This is a genomic window from Legionella lytica (genome assembly GCF_023921225.1).
In the GTDB taxonomy this organism is placed as follows: domain Bacteria; phylum Pseudomonadota; class Gammaproteobacteria; order Legionellales; family Legionellaceae; genus Legionella; species Legionella lytica.
This window is the reverse complement of sequence record NZ_CP071527.1, coordinates 1,142,668-1,161,457: the sequence shown is the minus strand read 5'-3', so window position 1 is coordinate 1,161,457 and position 18,790 is coordinate 1,142,668. Positions and strand designations below refer to the sequence as shown.

Below are 18,790 nucleotides of genomic sequence, written 5' to 3'. Positions count from 1 at the left end.
CAAGTGAAAATTTCAAGCTTGCTTTGTCAAGACACCGGAAATGATAATAAGCATATTGTTTTCGGTGTTTTCTCTTTAGCCTGAGATAAAACTAAAATCAATTTGTTATAGCGCTTGGAAGAAAGGATTCGTTCCCAAATCAATAGAAAAATAAAAGAACAAAAAAATTCACTAGGCTCATCGCCTCCTGAATGCAGCGCAACAAAATTCGGGGAGTCATGGGCACAGCGAATTCTTCTGTTTCTTATGTAAGTGCCATTAGTTGCTGTTCAACAGCCCCATCTCCTATCCTAATAAAATCATACTTTATTAAATACGTTAAACTACGCACAACCACTCCTGAGGAAATCGTTCGATCCCGACTAGTAACAAAATGGACAACATCTTGAGTACTTATCATTTTATGCTGAACAGCGGCAACAATTTGCTGTAAATACATAAGGGAGACAATCTGTTGTGTCCCTATTCCGCCTAAATGATTTGCGATTAATGTATCTAATTGAGAAATCGCTGTCTGACCTGGTTTAAAGTAATCATTGGATTTTAATGCTGTACTGGCATGGCCGGAAAACGTATGAAAAGGATCGGCAAGCAAGGGAGGAACTCCGATTGCTGTTTTCGCTTCATTTGTGGCAGCAAAACGTCTTGCTGAAAGCTCATCCCACAAGGCATCATAACGTGGTAAGACTTTATTCCAGTGAAAATGCTCATGAACACGGCGATATCCAGCAGCCCCCATTTGCTGCCTGAGTTCAGGATTTAGATACAACTGCCACAATGCATTCACGCAAGCCCCCACATCAACAGCAGCCATTTGTGCGGTCAATCCCGCATAAGTTAACCAATTAATCCCTTTAGCTAAATAACCTAAGCTTAAATCCACACCACAACCCGATGGAGGCAAAACAGTAGGAATCAGAAAACCATCTACCTCATGACGAACGCTGTCTCTATAACCATCCCAATCAGAAACAATTACCGGTAGTCTATTCGCCATGGCTTCTAAAGGAGTAACCCCAAAACTTTCCTGAATATTGTCTGATAAAGACATGAATACATCTGCTCCAGGCCAAATGGCTTTTTTCTTTGCTTCTGTATCCAAATCATTAATAAAGTGTACCTTCACTGAAGGACAAAATAATTGGGCCGCCTTATGATAATGAGCTTTATGTTCTTCCTTATCAAACCACCCTGCTTGCACAAAATGAACTCGGCTTTGAGAGCCTATGCGTTGGGCCAAAGCCTCCAAGGCCAAATACATAGGAATAGGATGTGCTTTTTCATAAAAGAATAAACGACCAACAAAGAGTACAACATAATCATGCTCCGCAATACCGTATTGTTTACGAAACGCGTTACGATGAACTTCATGAAGTTCTGGGGCAGAAACCTCTTCAGGATGAATCCCCAAAGGAAGTACAGGTAATTGTAAGCTACTCTTTAGCGGCTCTTTATAACGGGTTTTTAGATAGTCATACCATTGGTTAAATAAATTCTCCATCACCCGTTTAGATGCGATAGAGGTACAAATTATTGCGTCCCAATCATGTAAAGGTGCTTGCACTAATTGTGCCACTTCCTCTGCTGTATCCATCCCTGCTAAAGCATGTACTAGTCCGCAAATACTAAATGAATCAGGACTCATAAACGCCCTAGACCAAGCCATTTTATTAATCAAAACATCCGGCTGCATATAAAGACCAGATTGTTTCAATGCGGGGATATCCCCTTGCATAATGGGATAAAAAGTTTTGAGCGGAGAATCAAGCTCATAACTTTTTTTAAAGTCATCAAAAAAATCAGCCCGCGCAATATAGGGAGATAATGTAGAACGAGTACCATATTTAACTAATGCCTTCAGTAAACCGTCATTGGCAATAGTATTGCCCGCAACACGTGTTACAGTTCGGTAATTAATGGGGGCATAATAAATACTCATTGAAGAATTTAGCATAGTACATCCTTTTAGCGCAGCATCCCAATAAACTCAGTACAAGGTTTCATTGAGGCGATATACAAAAAAACGAATACTCCTGTAACTAACCTTAAAAATCAAGAAAAACAGTATTCCTAATACCCTGCTTTAATAGTATTTTGGCGTTTCTTGGGTATATAATGCCTGAATTTACGAAATTACTTTCAGGAGCAGAAATGCGTGCGTCACAATGGTTTTTAGTTACCCTAAAAGAAACTCCTAACGATGCTGAAATCGTTTCTCATCAATTAATGTTGAGAACTGGGATGATCCGTAAACTGGGCTCAGGCCTTTATACTTGGATGCCGCTAGGACTTAGGGTACTTCGTAAAATAGAACAAATCGTTCGTGAAGAAATGAATCGCACCAATGCCATGGAAGTACTCATGCCGTCAGTACAACCTGCAGAACTTTGGCAAGAAACCGGACGTTGGGAAACCTTTGGTGGGCAACTACTCACCATGAAAGATTCTAACGACAGAGAATATTGCTACGGCCCAACTCATGAAGAAGTAATTACGGACATTATGCGTAATGAACTGCAATCTTACAAACAATTGCCCGCAAACTTTTATCAAATTCAAACTAAATTCCGCGATGAAATCAGACCACGCTTTGGTGTGATGCGTGCCCGTGAATTTATTATGAAAGATGCTTATTCATTCCACTTAGGCATAGAAAGTTTACAAAAAACCTACCAAGATATGTACCAAGCTTATTGCCGTATTTTTGATCGCATGGGCCTAAAATATCGTGCAGTAGAAGCAGACACAGGCGCTATTGGCGGTTCTGCCTCCCATGAGTTCCAAGTTCTTGCTGATTCAGGTGAAGACTTAATTTTCTATAGTGATGCAAGCAGCTATGCAGCGAATATAGAACAGGCAATTAGCCTAAAACCAACAAAATCAACTAATCCAACGACCAAAGAAATCGTGTTGGTTGATACACCAAAACAAAAAACCATTGCTGAAGTATCAAAATTCTTAAATATCGCAAACAGTCAGATGATCAAGACCTTAATTGTACGCGGTAAAGAACATCCTATGGTTGCGTTGATTTTACGTGGGGATGATGAGCTTAACGAAGTAAAAGCAACAAAACACCCTCTTATTGCTTCTCCATTACAATTTATTGATGAAGAAAGCATTCTAAAAACATTAAATGCTCCGATTGGTTCACTAGGACCTATTGGCTTATCCATTCCATTAATTGCAGATCACCAAGCACTTGCTATGGATGAGTTTGTTTGCGGTGCAAATCAAGCGGATAAACATTATCAGCATGCAGCCTGGGATAAAGATATCGATGTTTACCAAGCATATGACTTACGTAATGTGAAAGACGGGGATCCAAGCCCTGATGGCCAAGGCACACTGCACTCTTGCCGCGGTATTGAAGTGGGGCATGTATTCCAATTAGGCGATAAATATGCAAAAGCAATGAATGCCTCTGTAATTAATGAGCAAGGGCAATTAGAAACAATGTTGATGGGCTGTTACGGTTTAGGTATCACTCGTGTCGTTGCTGCAGCAATCGAGCAACATCATGATGAGCAAGGAATTATCTGGCCACAAAATATTGCACCGTTCCAAATCGTGATTATTCCCTTGAATGGTCATAAATCTCAGGTGGTTAAAGACCAAGCAGAAGCACTGTACCAACAACTTAATGATGCAGGAATTGAAGTATTACTTGATGATCGAAATGAGCGTGCGGGTGCCCTCTTCGCAGACCATGACTTAATTGGTATACCGCATCGTCTGGTAGTTAGTGACCGCAACATTGAACAGAATTGTGTGGAATACAAATCACGCGCTACTGGAGAAACACAGCAAATTTCTCTAAATACCGCTGTTGCAGATCTAGTTAAATTAATTTCACAATAATCCATGCCTTGTCATTCCCGCGTCAAGCGGGAATACATCTCAGCCCCAAAACGTAAGTACTTACTTAAGGAACTCGCTACACAGATGCCTTCCCGCTTGCAAGCAACTGAATCTTATACACACCTCTTTAAATGCAAGTCTGCTCCGCTGCGTTCGCAATGACGTTTTTTTACTGACTTAAAGTGGCATGTGACTGCCAAATGTCATTTTAAACATAACAACCACACTCTTAAGTTACGAATTCTGCTGTAAAAATTACTTTTAATATAAAAATTATTCAATGTTTCTTGTCCTTCAACACTAAAATGTTATACTATAACACTTTCAAAGTTGATATGACTTCATTTACCCCTAACCGCCCACTAAGTGATCATATGAGTAAACAAAAGAAAAATAAAACGCATCACCACGGCCACCACGAACATGGCCACCATCATCATAGTCATGGTCATGACCACCATGGCCATAGTCACGATCACCATGAGCATCATCACCATGAAAACCATTGGCTCAAAGCTGCTGTAGGGTTGCTTTGGGGAGTAGGTTTACTGGTTTTATCTGTTGCAGGGTTTAGCCTCCCCATTGCCGCCTACTATGCGATTACCGGGCTTACTTCGCTGATGACCTTATACTTGGGACATACCGTTTACCAATCAGCCTGGCACTCATTTCGTAACAGCAAATGGGACATGACGACTTTATATACCATTAGCACCCTTAGCATTCTCGTTGTATCGATTGCCAGTATCCTGATCCCTGGGCTACCAATGATGTTTGAGGCCGCTCCTTTAGTTTTGGGCTTTTGGCATTTGGGAGAAGGTATTGAACATACCCTAATTGATCAAATCAATAAAAAATTAGATATCCTTGATTGTATTCCTGCAAAAGTCTTATTAAGAGGCGAAGAAGATAAAAAAGTATCTGTTAAGAAATTAGTACCTGAGAATCTAATTGTTATTCAAAAAGGCGATGTAATTCCTGTGGATGGCGTATTAGCCTCAGATGCCCTGCTTTACACCACTCGAATTGATGGTTCCCCTGAGCTTAAACCCTTTAAAGCTGGGGATAGAGTAAAATCCGGCATGCGCTTAGCTGATCATATCCCTTCGCTAGAAATGCGTGTTAGCGAAACCTATAAAAACTCTTATCTTTCTTTAGTCGCCAAAGATATTAAGAAAGCCAATGAGGAAAAAGCCCCCATTGAATTAATTGCGAATAAAATATTGGATTATTTTATTCCCGGTTTACTCATAACTGCAACGGTATCTGGTGTCGTTATTAGTTCACTGTTTGGTATTGCCCCTGCAATTCAATGTGTCATCTCTGTTCTTGTAAGTGCATGCCCTTGCGCCCTAAGTTTAATTACCCCTATGGCGGTTAAAATCGGCATGAATAAAGCCGCTGAACAAGGAATTCAGTTTAGCAATGGTGCCGCATTACAGGCAGCAGCGGACGTTGATACGATTGTTTTTGATTTAAACGGCACCCTTACCCAGGGTAAAATGCAGGTACAGGCTCTGCAAATTAGTGATAGACGTTTATTAGCTCAAGTCGCATTATTAGAACGCAACGCCGATCACCCCGCAGCCAAAACCATCGCTGATTATATTTTTAGCCATGAAGATATTAACGATGAGGCATTAGAAATAACAAACATCGATCAAAGCCATCACTCAGGGATACAAGCTTTGATCAATGGCGAGCGATTCCTGATAGGCAATAAGGACATGCTGTTAGCAAATGACATTACAACAATTGATGAACCGTATAATGATCCCAAAAATGGTTCTACTTATATCGTGTACGGCAACACGGTAATAGGACAAATCGCTTTGATAGATCCTTTGCGTGAAGATGCAATTAAAACCGTCAACCAATTAAAAAACCTTGGTAAAACCGTACATATTTGTACTGGGGCAGCTCAAGAAACTGCGGAACGGTATGCCGCTTTATTAGGTATTGCTAAAGAAAATATTTGTGCCAATGCAGTGGGAGTAAACACTCAAGCACATGAAGTATCTAAAATTAGTTATATTCAACGATTAAAAGATAAAGGATATAAAGTCGCGATGGTTGGCGATGCAGCCAATGATGCTGCAGCAATTGCAGGTGCTCATATAGGTATTGCCGTTGAATCAAAGATTGGTGATAACAGCGCCAAACAATTTGCCGGAATCGTAGTACACGAAGGTTTATTATTCCCTATTGCAACAGCATTTGATCTGGCTCAAAAAGGAAAACAAAATATAATTCAAAACTATTTTGTAAGCTTAACTTATAACTCGTCAATTACTCTAGTTGCATCTGGATTATTTATCGCTCTAGGTTTTACCCTAACACCACCAATCGGCATTGCCTTGATGGTGCTTGAGACAACAATCGTTCTAAGTAATTTATATCGTTTTAAACAACAAGAAGTTGTGTCTACAGCTACACAAAATACCAATACCGTTGACTATATGCGGGGTAATTCACCATCAGTAATGTCTCAACTTCTGGGTGCTCGTCCTCAAGTAACAACAACCCTTGAAGAAGAACCCATGGTCGTGAATTTGTTTGCTGCTAATGAGCAGCATAACCATCAACCAGTTTTTCAAAACGGACATACATTTCAATATTAACCGATGCAGGCCGTATTAGTGATGTAGTCCGGCCCATGCTTTTGCATTAACTTAAGCCAACATGATCTGTTATTGAATAGGTGAAAAAAAGGTGTTAATCTCTACATCATTAATAATGATAAGAAATCTAAAGCATGTTGGAAAAATTATATAATGCATTGAAATATTTTTGGAGCCTTTTGGGTTTCAACGCCCAAACAACAAATGATATCCATGATATGGATGGGGTTGTACTGCGCACTCGAGAATTAGACAACAATCTTAATTTAGAACTCTTTACGCCATACGTTCCTGAATTTACTATCGATGTAAACCAACTCCAACGTAATTTAGATCTTCAACGGATGGCATTTAACCGCTTAATAGATGTATCAAGCAGTTTGACAACACCATCAATCCTATTGCCACAATCTCCCCAACCAGCCCCCTTACCTCCCCAAGTATTCGATAATCCATCTGAAGAAAATAATGAACAATTAACTAAACTCCCCGTAGAAATTTGGCTTCGCATCTTTATTAAATTACCCATTCCCACCCTTTTAAAAGCGATGACCGCATGCAAATATTTTGGAGAACTAACTAATGACCCAATCCTTAGAAAGGCAATGGCTCAGGAAAAAGGTCAACGAAGTCAGATAGAGTTTTTTAATAATATTAATCTCCTTAAACTTTATCACGTCGAAGATTTCGTTAAGACAAACCAACCTGAAGAAGACATTTACTCAGAACCAGGGGCGCAAGGCTTTATATTGAAAGGCAAACGATAGGCTAAACTGTTTTCTGCAGTAATAACAGCTCAATGTTACAAATTGGTAAGAGGCAATGAAAAGTGCATAATATGTATTCGTGTTTGTGCGACAGCTGCAATCTTTTGCAGGTTAATATCCAGCCAAGATCCCAGCCGCGCCAAACAGATACAGTATAGCCACGATCTAAAAGAATACTGCTCCAAAAACACTAATTTATTTGTAAGATATTTCTTAAATTACTGTAAGATCATAAGCAAACGCTCTCATAATGATACCGTAGGTTGGTCTGTCAAGCTTAACAAAAAACTGCTTATGCGAGTTCCAATGCAGCAGTGCTCATAAAAAAAGCAACCCAGAGTTGAATCTCCGGGTTGCTTCATGTAAAGCTCAGCAATACAAACTTATTCAGTGGTTGCTGGAGCAGGTGCCTCTGCTGGGGCTGATGCTGGTGCTGGTGCTGCTGGAGCAGAAGTTGATGCTTTTGGCTTTTCTGCTAAGGCATCTTCAGAACATGCTGCCGCAATATCATTAACACCTTCATCATATTGTTTATCAGTCAGATTATCTGCTTGTTTAATCAGAGCCATAACTTTAGGCTTAGCACATTCGCAATAAGCCATAGTTACCTTTTTGTTTTCGTCACTTAAGTTAGGATAAATAAGGTTCCATCGATCCTGACAAAATTGAAGAAAATCACTTTCTTGCGCTTTACTTAAACCTACATCATCTTCCATTGCATCTAATGCATCATGCAATAAAGTACGTGACATACATACGTGAATTGCTTTTTGTATTGCTTCATCGCTACCTAAGGGTTGCGCTGCAGCGCATGCGCAATATTTTTCACCAAAATTTTTGAAGTCCACTTTATCTTTTGCTGCATCTGCTTTTTCCATCCAAGCATTAGTACAAATTGTTGCAAAGTCTTCTTTCGAATTCGCATTGTCTGCAAATACAGAAAAAGAAAACAAAGCCGCAGCAGCGATTATTCCTGTGCGCTTCAATAAAGAATAACTCATGATGTATCACTCCTTTGATTAATAATTATTCTTAACTGAGCATAGACCATCTCTGATCCGTTAGCTACCAAATCATAAGATATATTTCTTAACTGTTGCTGTATATACTCTACTTTTTTATAGTCCAAGGAGAGAAACGATGAATGTATTGGTTACTGGTGCCTCAGGATTTATTGCTTCCCAAATTGTTACCGATTTAATTGCCGCGGGGCATCAAGTTACCTGCTGTGTCCGTGATATTGCCTATACTCAAAATTTATTTCCAACAGCAACCATCATTCCTTGTGATTTTATTCACGATCAATCCAGTACACTTTGGAGTGAACGCTTAAGTAATATTGATGTACTAATTAATAGTGTCGGAATCCTTTACCATCCTAATGATCAAGTAACCTGGGCGATTCACTATCATACTCCTCGTGCCTTATTCGATGCTTGCGTGAGTGCTGGGGCCAAAAAGATTATACAAATTTCTGCTTTGGGTATTGAGCAATCAGATGTGGTTTATGCAACCAGTAAGAAAGCTGCTGACGATTATTTACAAACACTGCCGATCCCATCAATTATTTTACGACCTTCTTTGGTTTATGGGCGTGGCTCCTACGGTGGTTCTTCCTTATTTCGAGGCTTAGCAGGACTTCCTTGGATTACTCCCGTACCCGATAAAGGCAATCAAGAATTTCAACCCATTTATCTAGACGATTTATCAAAGGCCGTCGTCAGACTGATGGAACAACCCTTAGACCACAATTTGATCTTAAATGCCGTAAGTGCGAAACGCATTAACTTAGCTAAGCTTTTAACTCAGATGCGTACTTGGTTAGGTTTTTCAAAAACTAAATTAGTTCATATTCCTTTAAAATTAATTCGTTTGGGAGCCTTAATTGGTGATCGCATCCCCTACTCTATTTTTAATACCAACTCATATAAATTACTGTTTCAAAACAATGTGACCAGTAATGAAGAAACACAAAAGTTTCACGAGCATATTGGTTTTACCCCAAGAGAGTTCACTGCTGGTCTCTATAGCCATCCCAGCTCAATACAAGATCGTTGGCATTCGCGACTTTACTTTCTCAAGCCACTACTAAAATTTAGCATTGCCTTTATTTGGTTATTTACAGCCTTTTGTTGTTTATTTATTTATCCTCGAGCCTCATCTTATGAACTATTGGCACAAATTGGTGTCAGCGCATTTTGGCAACCCATTCTCTTTTATGGGGCGAGCATTCTTGATGCGGCACTAGGTATAGCAGTCTTGTATTCCAAATCCACGAAAGTAGGACTCTTACAAATTATATTGATAATAAGCTATAGTGTCATACTTACGTGGAAGCTGCCCTCGTTATGGTTTGAACCTTTTGCTCCATTGGCAAAAAACATTCCACTATTGGCAGCTATATTGGTTTCTATGTCTTTGGAGTCTGATCGATAATGCTTTATTTTTGGCTTAAATTCATTCATGTTTTGAGTTCGACCATACTTTTTGGTACTGGCATAGGCACTGCCTGCACAATGCTCTATGGTCATCGCACAGGAAACACCCAAGTGATCGCTGCGACCACACGTTACGTGGTTTTAGCCGATTGGATTTTTACAGGAACATCAGGGTTCCTCCAACCCCTCACTGGCTTATGGATGGTTTATTTAGCGGGTTATGCATGGACCTCTTTATGGGTTATGGGTTCCATTATTGGGTATGTGATTGCTGCTTGTTGTTGGTTCCCTGTTGTGTATCTGCAGATTAAAATGCGGGATTTTGCTGTTAAAGCAGAAGAGAATAAAACCGTACTCCCTCCAATTTATTATCGTTATTTTAAGTATTGGTTTTGCTTAGGCTGGCCTGCATTTATTAGTTTGATTATTGTTTTTTATTTAATGACGAATAAACCTGCCGGATTTTAAGGCGAATAAATGGATCCTGGTTGCAAGCAACTAATGGCACTTACTTAAGAAAAAACAGAAGAATTCGCTGCGCTGCATCCAGGCTACTTTTAACATCCAGACAATTTTAATGTAGCCTGGATGCACCATGAGCGCGGCGAATTCCTTAACTACGCGCATGCAATCAGGCTTAAAAAAAATGGTAAAACTAAATTATTAGTCTATATTGATCAATAGTTGTTCAATTTTCACTTGTCTGGGCGTGAGTTGATTCTTACCGCTGATTTTTCAAGGTAAATTATGAATACTGGTCACATCGCCTGGATGTTAATTTCTTGTGCTTTAGTCATGCTCATGACTCCAGGATTAGCATTCTTTTATTCTGGACTAGTCCCCGAAAGAAATGTATTGAATACAATTAAAATGAGCTTTATTTGTCTAGCCATTATCCCTTTAATCTGGGCCATTCTAGGATATTCGCTAGTCTTTAGTGAGCATAACCAATGGATTGGGGGCTTAACCTATTTTGGCCTGTCCCATCTAGTTGATGCTCATCCAACCGATGGCAGTATTCCACCTCCCCTCTTTATGTTATTTCAAATGATGTTTGCAATCATCTCTCCTGCCATTATCTCCGGAGCATTTGTTGGGCGCATGAAATTTGCTGCCTATTTTTTATTTGTCAGCTTATGGAGTTTGTTCGTTTATGTTCCCCTCGCACATTGGGTTTGGGGGCCTAACGGTTGGTTAGCACAAATTGGGGCTATTGATTTTGCCGGTGGCGTGGTCGTCCATATCAGTGCTGGTTTCTCAGCGTTAGTTGCCGCTTTATTTTTGGGCCCCCGACTTAAGTCATTACACCACAAAGACAAACCCCATAATATCCCTTTTGTAGTGCTTGGTGCATCATTACTCTGGTTTGGTTGGTTTGGTTTTAATGCAGGTTCAGCCTTAGCTGCTGATGGAATTGCGATTAATGCAGCCATTACTACCATGCTTGGCGCAAGTGCATCCGTTACATCATGGACCTTACTCACCTGGATAAGAAAAGCTCGGCCTTCCGCAGTAGGTGCTTCTGCTGCAGCCGTAATTGGTTTAGTTGCCATTACCCCCGCTTGCGGCTTCGTTACCCCAATGGGTGCTATTGCGATTGGCAGCCTCAGTGCGATTACAACCCAACTCGTTTTGTTATATATAAATAACATCAAAAAAATCGATGACACAGCAGATGTGTTTGCCTGTCATGGAGTTGCTGGAGTTGTGGGGGCATTATTAACAGGCGTTTTTGCCACCTCCGTAGTAAATCCAGCGGGCAAAGATGGATTGCTTGCAGGAAATTATATGCTGTTGTGGCATCAGCTGATTGCGGTTTTAGTCGCCATTGCGATTTCAGTGGCAGGTACAGCATTAATTTTATTTTTATTAAAAAGCATCATGAACATCCGTACTAGTCCAAAAGAAGAAATTCAAGGCACTGACATTATTGAACATGGGGAGTCTGCTTATGATCACTCCTCTGTTGAAAGTACTTCGAGTAAAGCATTAAAACGTAGAGGCTCGACATAAGCTGCACGAACCGAATTCTCGCCCTTAGCCGCGAGAATTCGGGAATGGATGAGAAGTTTCGATTCCCAAAAACTACATTCTTTAAATTGGCACAATTAAGCAGACCACTACCCAGAAATTTTACCACAAGCAATACGAGCGCCCCCGCCACCTAAAGCAGGATTATCACTGTAATTATCTCCACCCTCATGAATCATAACGGAGTGACCTTGAATATCTTTTGTGGTTAAACGAGGCGCTAAAGTAGGTGTATTGGCCATGCCTTTACTATCAACCACCAATACCGGCAAATCACCTAAATGACCTTGGCCATAAGGACCCTGATGGCTATTGGTTCCTGCGGGATCTAAATGCCCACCCGCCTTCATTGCATGATCGCCACAATCAGGATGTTGATGAATATGAAAACCACGAGGTCCCGCCGGAAGGCCAGAGAGCTGGGGCTTAACTAATAAACCAAATTTACTGTCTTCAAAAGTAATTGTCCCTAATGCCGCACCGGCCGTATTAGTTACCTCACTAATTACCGTAGCTGCTTGGCTTATCGATGATCCCAACAAAGCAAGAAATCCTAGAGCGAATACTCCTTTATATTTAATTTTGTTCATAAGCTATCCTTAAAAAGTTAACGCCATAAATTGTAGCCTAAAATTCCTCTATTATGATACGCTTATCCCTCCATAACTAATGTAGGGACGCATATGTATTTTAAAATTCGGAATACCCTAGGGCCTTTGTTGTTAATTCTTACCTGCCCTATTTTTGTCATGTTAATGTGGTATACCAATACTGAACTTAAAGGCTCGTTATCAGCACTGTGGAGCCTGATGAATGAGCAAGGTTTTTTTCAAACCATCTACAACGTCTGGCAACCTTATTTTTGGGGATCAGCCACAGCCTGGAAACTTATTTTTTCCTTCATCATTTTTCAATTAGCATTAATGCGTTTACTACCAGGTAAAGCATTTGATGGCCCGATTACTCCTAAAGGAAATGTGCCTACCTATAAAGAAAATGGTCCCTTAGCCTTTATTACCACCATGGGGCTTTTTTGTGTGGCCAGTTTTGGTTTACATTTATTCCCAGCAACCATTCTCTACGATAATTTGGGAGCCCTATTCGGCGCATTAAACATTTTCAGCCTTGTCTTCTGTCTGTTCTTATACCTTAAAGGACGTTTTGCTCCATCAAGCACCGATTCAGGTATTACTAATAACTTTATATTTGACTACTACTGGGGTACCGAGCTTTATCCAAAAGTGCTAGGTTTTAGCATTAAGAAATTTATTACCTGCCGTTTCGGTATGATGAGCTGGGGATTATTCCTGATTTCTTACTGTGCTAAACAAAGTGAATTAAGTGGCATATCAAATTCCATGCTGGTCTCTGTAGCCTTACAGTTCATCTATTTAGGCAAATTCTACCTCTGGGAAAAAGGTTATTTACGCTCTCTAGACATCATGCACGATCGTGCTGGTTTTTATATTTGCTGGGGTTGTCTGGTTTGGGTTCCTTGTATCTACACCTCGCCAAGCATGTACTTAGTATTACACCCAATTCAACTAAGCCCTTGGTTAGCTGCCACCTTCTTCATTTTAGGCGCAGCCGGAATTATTATTAATTATCTTGCAGACAAGCAACGATTAGTAACTCGAGCAACTGATGGCGATTGTAAAGTTTGGGGTAAAAAACCGGTTACTTTAGTGGCTCATTACCAAACCACTGAGGGCGATAAAAAACAAACGATATTACTCGCTTCAGGCTGGTGGGGTGTTGCGCGGCATTTTCACTACATTCCCGAACTTGCTGGTACATTCTTTTGGTCGGTGCCTGCTTTATTTGAAAATTTCTCTCCCTACTTCTATATTTGTTTTCTAACCGTTCTTTTAGTCGATCGTGCTTTTCGTGATGATCAACGATGCTCTGAGAAATACGGTCATTATTGGAGTAAATATTGTGAGTTGGTTCCATACAAAATCGTTCCGTTTTTGATTTGATACACTCCTCCGTTTTATTTCAATAGCCCCTCCTTCACCTTTAGAAGGAAGGGGGCCAACGTTCACAGCCGCAAAACAATCAAGATTTTCCAAGTACTTCATTTCACAATGAAGTACTTTTGGTTTGTTTGTTCCATTACGATAGCAATTGCCCGAAAAGTACGGTATTTTGAAGAAGAAATAGACACAATAAGGAGATTGCTACTATGGAAACAGGTGAACATATTGAAGTAGGTAATGCGACGAGACTACGGATGGAATTATTTAAGGATAACCCGTATGTCAAATCTGCTCCCGATGGCACTCCACTTATAGATATTCAGGGTTTTGATGTGAATGGCCTGCCCATATCAACTAATCTAAAAGATGTACCTGTGGGAATCATTTTAGCCATGGCTGATTATTATGGTGGTAAGGAAGTAGTTTATGAATTACCAATGCTTACTGATTTTAAACAAAGTAAAGCAGCATTTACTAGCGACAGCACGTGTAAAACTCTAGGACATTTTTTAAACAGGCTCCCCATTACTGATGAACACTCTCAAAAGTTTATTCGCGCTTATAAACGATTCGCTAATGAAAATGTTACTCAAAAAAACATCGATACGATTTTAACAATTAATAGCGCAACCTATGTTCCTTTTTCCTCAACATTAAACTCCTACGCCCAACAAGGGATGTTTGCCTTGCGCGTAAACAATTATAGTGAGATATTAACCCGAAACTTATCTCATTTTACTCCATGGTCAGTACGTGTTTATACCATTAGCCATCACCTGGCTCTGCAATATGCACGCCTCTCATATGAATTAAAACAACTCGCTGATAATCCCGCTTATCAATCTGATAGTGAGGAATTTAATATTATTCGCGGCATCTTAGAAAATACAAATGGTTTAACAACCGAAAATTTACAAGATCTATCTTACCGCTATCAAGCACGTTCGTTGAGCATGGAATATTTTGGCTTCCATCATTTTTCAGACTATTTTGCAGCAGGTCATGGTGCTTTCGTGGGTGATTTACGGGCCATTTTACCTGAACGCTACGGTACCTTTGGCAATATCTTAGTTAATAATCTACATGACGAACTAAATCGGGTCGGGGTATATACTACAAAACCTTATGACCCAACCCCAAATCCCCAAGATCCTCCCATTATGGCTGGCGGAGATGGTGACTTTGATGCCCCCCACAACCATTTTAATAAATTAGCTTGTATCGCGGGTATGCAAAGTTCATTAGAAGATCTTCATAAGGTATTTACAGGTAGCGAAATACCACAGCAAACTCAATATGGTGGGTTGGAACACATGCCAGATGTTGATGATAAATATCGCCAACCTCAGCCACTAATTATCCTTGGTGAAGACAATAAGGTTTATCGCCGTACCCACTTAAGTGAGATTAATACCTTATCTCCTTCGCAATTGAAAGCAACCTTTGCTGATCCGAAAAATAATGGCTATACCGAGATAGCAAGTAAATGGGATGCTTTTAGTTTGGTATTTAAGTTACGCGTTTTATCCTTCTTTTACGAAGGCAAACTCCAGCCACTCAGCTCTGCGCAACTGCAAACTATTGTGGAAGAAGAAACGATGCTTAATCCCGGAAGAGCACCAATTCAAACGTTGCCACAAACCGTGCTACCCGTGCAAATCCCTGTTACCACACAGCCAGCTTGGCAGATACCAGCTAACCGCGCTACGGTTAGTGAGGGCTTAAGAAGGAACAGTCTATTAACCACAAATACATCAGCAAGAAAAGTAACTGCAGATATGGATGTGGAACTAACTACTGAGCCATCTCTGGCAATGTAACCTCAATTATAGGCTTGAGGCAGTGCAATGTAATCAAGGAGTGCAGAATCCACTAAGCATTCCAGACCTTGGTTACGCGGTGCTGCACCAAGGCTACGTTTATGGAAAAATAAATGTGGATTTGTAACTAAATTGGATGATCCATTCTTATGTTCAGACCTAGACAATTCATCATTGGCAGTATTTAAGTGCTGAAAAAAATGATGATTTGCGGCTCTTTTTTTATGGTGTCTTCGCTTTTTAATATAATGAAGCACCATGTATGCTCGAGCCAATTCTGCCTTGTGATTTTGAAACAGTTCGCGAATCTTTTTAAACTGTTCTGTGGTAAGAAGAAAAAATAATAAATTATGCTCACAGGTATAATTATATTTATGACGAGCATAGGCACTTTCATTAAGCTCATCGATTTTATGGTGCACCGAATTATGCTTACGAAGCGCATGTAAATAAGCAATTAATAAAGGATACGCCGTCTCATGTAACTCCGTTTTTTCCTTGATAACTGGCTTAAACGGTACGACGTCTTTTACAGACACATCCTGTTTCAACCGAGTCAATTCCATTCGCTATCCCTGTTTCAAACTCACGATAATTACTTCTGATGCATTCCTTGCTCATATTTTTCAGTATAGTAGTAACTCCCAAAAAATGACTACATTATATCCATAAAGATTTTATTTTGACTTCAATGATTTTTAAAAACCCTTTGCTGAGCATAAAGAGAGAATCTCCGCACCTAACGAATTTATGCTGGAATGATTAAAATAGAACAACAAGGTATATTATGAATCCTGGTTTTTTACAGTCAGGAAGAAACGCAATAAGTCCTTTGTTAGAATGGGCAGAGGCGAGCAACAATTTTTCACAGCATCTCGATTTAGCCCTACAACATACCAGTCAAATGGCATTTCAATTCGGACTAAAGTTGTTGAACTCTTATCTTTTGTCGTGCTCTTTAGAACAATTAAGCCCTATGAAAGAACTCATCGATATGGGCTTATCTGTTTACCCTTACCACTCAGAGGAGTTCTATAGAAACTATGCTGAAATTGATCAGCTAAATTGTTTATCATGGGTTACTTCGTTCAGCCAGGACTGCATGAGGCAAGAACCGAAATCTTGGTGTACGATACTATGATGCTTGGATCCCATGTAGCCTTGAAACCACGGCTAATCAATACTAAATGAGTGTATTTTGAGTTTTGTGTAGTTTATGATAAATTTTTTAATAAAAGGACTTATCATGAACCCAAGCATTTTTCACTCAGGAAGAGATGCCCTTATTTTAGCTTTAAAAAATAAAAACCTAGCTCAATCATTAGCCCCTAAAACGCTTTATCGCTTAGCCTTATCGGGTGCCCCATGGATTCAATCTAACGCCCTTGATGTGCTTTTTAAACAATCCACAGCTGAAGCTAGAGCATTTCAAAGATTTGTTCTCACTTCATGGATAAAACATCCTGAAAATACGTTAATTCCAGAGGATGATAAATTAAAAGATTACTTACCTGCTCTTGCTGAACCCGAACGGTTATTTATGCTTGTATTGATGGCTAAGAGAAAAAAATTGTCTTATCCCATCCAAGATAGCTATACCATTAGCTCTTGGCATTTTCCTTGGGCAAATCAGCACCAACATAAGAAATTATTTACTGCTCTATCGAATGAAATCAATCTCTTGGCAAAAGACGCCATGGAAAGCAATGAGCTACAAGAAAATCGGAGAATACAATATTTCGGTGATATGATTAATTTTCTTTATTTTAAAGAAAATACACCATTTTTTTCTGTAATTACCAGCGCGCTAAAGCATACACCTCTTTTATTGACCACATGCTCATTACAAAATTTATATGCACTGGTTAATTTGCTTTCTGATGAGGATAAGTTGACCATTATTGACGAACTCCTTTCTCTCCCCTTTCTAAGAGATGCAAATTTAAGAAGCTACAAAGCATATAAAAAATTTGACCTAAGCCTACTTGATAATGTTTTAAGTCTTTTTCTGGAGTCGATTTCTGTTGAAAAAAGAACACTATGTTTTAATAAGCATGCGGCGTATTTTTTAAATAACTATGCGAAGAGCGACCGGAACTGGAAACCCTTTTCGAACCAATTCCTAATCGCCGCACTACCTTATCTAGATAAGGCATCCATTAATCAACTTATAAACAATTTTTTAAATTATTTTAAGAAGGATGTGAAGTTTTCCAATAAGCATGCAGAGTTGGGGCTAAACCTCATGCCCTATTTAGATAAGCCATCTTTAGAATTCATTGCCTCACACTATTTATGTCCTGGAAACTTAAATCGTAAACAACGGCACAGAGCATGGGCATTTTTATCCGTACGCGTACTTCCAAAATGCCTGGCTTTACTAGACACATGGATTAAGAAGAAAGGATTTAAGGATTGTCTCGATAAATTTTTCCTTGATTTGTCCATCCCCTTACCCGAACACCAGAAGTTGGCTTACTTACAGCAGCTTTATAACAGCATACGGGAACATAGAGAAGCAATCCCCCTAAAAAAAATGGAGGCTTATGCACGCCTATTAAGCTTATGGTCTCAGGATCATGAGGAGAGCCAAAAGCTGGTTGGTGAAGGATTAAAAAAAATATTATTTACACTCTCTGAGACAGACGAAGAGTTATTACGGCCTGAAGCTCGATTTATTTGCGAGGCCTTTTGTATGGCAACCACCCCAGTCACTCCTTTACCCTTATCCTTAGTAGAGCTTTTAAAAGGTTATGGATTAGACATGGATGAACCATCAAGACCGCTATTAGTTCTCCCTTCTCCGCATGAGTTGTTACGGACAGTTTACATAACAGAGCGCTCCATCCTATTAAATATGCTGCAAGCATGGGATCAGCTTTTGTATAATTATCTGCAAAATGAAGAAACAGCAAAAGAAGCTATTCGTCCTTTACTAGAATGGATGGATGCTAGCAATAATTATCCGCAACATCTTGATCAGGAGTTGTTATATACCAGCCAAAAGGCCTGCCAGATCGGATTAAAATTGTTGAGCTCGTGTCTTTTGTCGTACCCAGAAGAACAATTACACCTCATGCAACAACTCTTAGATGCAGGTTTATCTTTCCACACGTATCCATCAAAAGCATACCATAGAAATTATAATGAAATTAATCAGTTATATTGTTTATCGTGGATTGCTATTACCCGTCAGGATTGCATGCAACCTGAATCTAAATCCTGGTGTGTGATATTGTGAGGTATAGAAGATCGAATTACCACGAATTGACC

The 18,790-nt window shown here is 39.7% G+C and carries 14 protein-coding genes; 10 read left to right on the top strand and 4 right to left on the bottom strand.

Annotated features, from left to right (window positions below; genetic code table 11):
• Positions 1–244 precede the first annotated feature (244 nt).
• Entirely contained in the window at positions 245–1,954 is a 1,710-nt protein-coding gene (locus tag J2N86_RS05180) for a glycosyltransferase family 4 protein (RefSeq protein WP_252581353.1), read from the bottom strand.
• 197 nt (positions 1,955–2,151) lie between these two features.
• Here J2N86_RS05180 and J2N86_RS05175 point away from each other — a divergent pair, with 197 nt between their 5' ends.
• The 3 genes from J2N86_RS05175 to J2N86_RS05165 all read left to right on the top strand — a co-directional run bounded on the left by J2N86_RS05175 (position 2,152) and on the right by J2N86_RS05165 (position 7,249).
• A complete protein-coding gene (locus J2N86_RS05175) occupies positions 2,152–3,861 on the top strand; it encodes a proline--tRNA ligase (RefSeq protein WP_252582380.1) in 1,710 nt (569 codons plus the stop codon).
• Between the two features lie 374 nt (positions 3,862–4,235).
• On the top strand, positions 4,236–6,482 hold the full coding sequence (locus tag J2N86_RS05170; RefSeq protein ID WP_252581351.1) for a heavy metal translocating P-type ATPase: 2,247 nt from the start codon (positions 4,236–4,238) through the stop codon (positions 6,480–6,482).
• Between the two features lie 134 nt (positions 6,483–6,616).
• A complete protein-coding gene (locus J2N86_RS05165; protein ID WP_252581350.1) occupies positions 6,617–7,249 on the top strand; it encodes an F-box protein in 633 nt (210 codons plus the stop codon).
• A gap of 383 nt (positions 7,250–7,632) precedes the next feature.
• Here J2N86_RS05165 and J2N86_RS05160 read toward each other — a convergent pair whose 3' ends face one another.
• Complete coding sequence (locus tag J2N86_RS05160; RefSeq protein ID WP_252581348.1) at positions 7,633–8,250, bottom strand: hypothetical protein; 618 nt, start codon at positions 8,248–8,250, stop codon at positions 7,633–7,635.
• A 139-nt stretch (positions 8,251–8,389) separates the two neighbouring features.
• Between J2N86_RS05160 and J2N86_RS05155 the strand changes: the two genes are divergently transcribed.
• From J2N86_RS05155 to J2N86_RS05145, 3 genes are all read left to right on the top strand, one after another.
• Entirely contained in the window at positions 8,390–9,685 is a 1,296-nt protein-coding gene (locus J2N86_RS05155; protein ID WP_252581346.1) for an NAD(P)H-binding protein, read from the top strand.
• On the top strand, positions 9,685–10,155 hold the full coding sequence (locus tag J2N86_RS05150; RefSeq protein WP_252581344.1) for a DUF2269 family protein: 471 nt from the start codon (positions 9,685–9,687) through the stop codon (positions 10,153–10,155). The genes J2N86_RS05155 and J2N86_RS05150 overlap by 1 nt, the downstream gene beginning before the upstream one ends.
• A gap of 279 nt (positions 10,156–10,434) precedes the next feature.
• The gene (locus J2N86_RS05145; RefSeq protein ID WP_252581342.1) at positions 10,435–11,700 is read left to right on the top strand and encodes an ammonium transporter; all 1,266 of its coding nucleotides are present in this window, start codon (positions 10,435–10,437) and stop codon (positions 11,698–11,700) included.
• A 107-nt stretch (positions 11,701–11,807) separates the two neighbouring features.
• Here J2N86_RS05145 and J2N86_RS05140 read toward each other — a convergent pair whose 3' ends face one another.
• Positions 11,808–12,308 (bottom strand): superoxide dismutase family protein, encoded by a 501-nt coding sequence (locus J2N86_RS05140; RefSeq protein ID WP_289781846.1) that lies wholly within the window; start codon positions 12,306–12,308, stop codon positions 11,808–11,810.
• 93 nt (positions 12,309–12,401) lie between these two features.
• Here J2N86_RS05140 and J2N86_RS05135 point away from each other — a divergent pair, with 93 nt between their 5' ends.
• Positions 12,402–13,697: an ERG4/ERG24 family protein gene (locus tag J2N86_RS05135; RefSeq protein ID WP_252581340.1), complete on the top strand. Its 1,296-nt coding sequence runs from the start codon at positions 12,402–12,404 to the stop codon at positions 13,695–13,697.
• 206 nt (positions 13,698–13,903) lie between these two features.
• Entirely contained in the window at positions 13,904–15,517 is a 1,614-nt protein-coding gene (locus J2N86_RS05130; RefSeq protein WP_252581338.1) for a hypothetical protein, read from the top strand.
• A 2-nt stretch (positions 15,518–15,519) separates the two neighbouring features.
• On the opposite strand, the gene J2N86_RS05125 is transcribed toward J2N86_RS05130, so the two are convergent.
• On the bottom strand, positions 15,520–16,083 hold the full coding sequence (locus tag J2N86_RS05125; protein ID WP_252581336.1) for a hypothetical protein: 564 nt from the start codon (positions 16,081–16,083) through the stop codon (positions 15,520–15,522).
• Positions 16,084–16,304: 221 nt separating this feature from the next.
• Between J2N86_RS05125 and J2N86_RS05120 the strand changes: the two genes are divergently transcribed.
• Positions 16,305–16,658 (top strand): hypothetical protein, encoded by a 354-nt coding sequence (locus tag J2N86_RS05120; RefSeq protein ID WP_252581334.1) that lies wholly within the window; start codon positions 16,305–16,307, stop codon positions 16,656–16,658.
• A 105-nt stretch (positions 16,659–16,763) separates the two neighbouring features.
• Positions 16,764–18,758: a hypothetical protein gene (locus tag J2N86_RS05115; RefSeq protein ID WP_252581332.1), complete on the top strand. Its 1,995-nt coding sequence runs from the start codon at positions 16,764–16,766 to the stop codon at positions 18,756–18,758.
• Positions 18,759–18,790 lie beyond the last annotated feature (32 nt).

What these genes read in the sequence shown, in the direction of transcription:
- J2N86_RS05130 (WP_252581338.1), top strand. Translation starts at nt 13,904, where the DNA reads ATGGAAACAGGTGAACATATTGAAGTAGGTAATGCGACGAGACTACGG.
- J2N86_RS05125 (WP_252581336.1), bottom strand. Translation starts at nt 16,083, where the DNA reads ATGGAATTGACTCGGTTGAAACAGGATGTGTCTGTAAAAGACGTCGTA.
- J2N86_RS05155 (WP_252581346.1), top strand. Translation starts at nt 8,390, where the DNA reads ATGAATGTATTGGTTACTGGTGCCTCAGGATTTATTGCTTCCCAAATT.
- J2N86_RS05170 (WP_252581351.1), top strand. Translation starts at nt 4,236, where the DNA reads ATGAGTAAACAAAAGAAAAATAAAACGCATCACCACGGCCACCACGAA.
- J2N86_RS05120 (WP_252581334.1), top strand. Translation starts at nt 16,305, where the DNA reads ATGAATCCTGGTTTTTTACAGTCAGGAAGAAACGCAATAAGTCCTTTG.
- J2N86_RS05175 (WP_252582380.1), top strand. Translation starts at nt 2,152, where the DNA reads ATGCGTGCGTCACAATGGTTTTTAGTTACCCTAAAAGAAACTCCTAAC.
- J2N86_RS05145 (WP_252581342.1), top strand. Translation starts at nt 10,435, where the DNA reads ATGAATACTGGTCACATCGCCTGGATGTTAATTTCTTGTGCTTTAGTC.
- J2N86_RS05135 (WP_252581340.1), top strand. Translation starts at nt 12,402, where the DNA reads ATGTATTTTAAAATTCGGAATACCCTAGGGCCTTTGTTGTTAATTCTT.
- J2N86_RS05140 (WP_289781846.1), bottom strand. Translation starts at nt 12,308, where the DNA reads ATGAACAAAATTAAATATAAAGGAGTATTCGCTCTAGGATTTCTTGCT.
- J2N86_RS05150 (WP_252581344.1), top strand. Translation starts at nt 9,685, where the DNA reads ATGCTTTATTTTTGGCTTAAATTCATTCATGTTTTGAGTTCGACCATA.
- J2N86_RS05115 (WP_252581332.1), top strand. Translation starts at nt 16,764, where the DNA reads ATGAACCCAAGCATTTTTCACTCAGGAAGAGATGCCCTTATTTTAGCT.
- J2N86_RS05165 (WP_252581350.1), top strand. Translation starts at nt 6,617, where the DNA reads ATGTTGGAAAAATTATATAATGCATTGAAATATTTTTGGAGCCTTTTG.
- J2N86_RS05160 (WP_252581348.1), bottom strand. Translation starts at nt 8,250, where the DNA reads ATGAGTTATTCTTTATTGAAGCGCACAGGAATAATCGCTGCTGCGGCT.
- J2N86_RS05180 (WP_252581353.1), bottom strand. Translation starts at nt 1,954, where the DNA reads ATGCTAAATTCTTCAATGAGTATTTATTATGCCCCCATTAATTACCGA.